Source organism: Streptomyces caelestis (genome assembly GCF_001279005.1).
In the GTDB taxonomy this organism is placed as follows: domain Bacteria; phylum Actinomycetota; class Actinomycetes; order Streptomycetales; family Streptomycetaceae; genus Streptomyces; species Streptomyces heliomycini.
In genome coordinates this window covers 1-373 of sequence record NZ_LGCN01000090.1, presented here as the reverse complement: position 1 = coordinate 373, position 373 = coordinate 1, and the positions used below count along the sequence as shown (strand labels likewise).

General features: G+C 65.1%; 1 protein-coding gene. It reads left to right on the top strand.

Annotation, left to right across the window (positions count from 1 at the left end; genetic code table 11):
* Positions 1–373: ectoine synthase (locus ADK41_RS09335; protein WP_063756639.1), on the top strand; the 373-nt coding region annotated here is incomplete at both ends.

The window sequence follows — 373 nt, the reverse complement described above, 5'->3', positions numbered from 1 at the left end:
TCGTCCGTTCGTTCAAGGAGATCGAAGGCACCGACCGGCACGTGAAATCGGCGTCCGGCACGTGGGAGAGCAAGCGCATCGTCCTGGCCAGGGAGAAGGTCGGCTTCTCCGTGCACGAGACGATCCTGTACGCCGGCACGGAGACCGACATGTGGTACGCCAACCACATCGAGGCCGTCGTCTGCACCCGGGGCGACGCCGAACTGACCGACCGCGAGACCGGGAAGACCTACCACATCACCCCCGGCACCATGTACCTCCTGGACGGCCACGAGCGGCACACGCTCAAGGTCAAGGAGGACTTCCACTGCATCTGCGTCTTCAACCCGCCCGTCACCGGACGGGAGGACCACGACGAGAACGGCGTCTACCC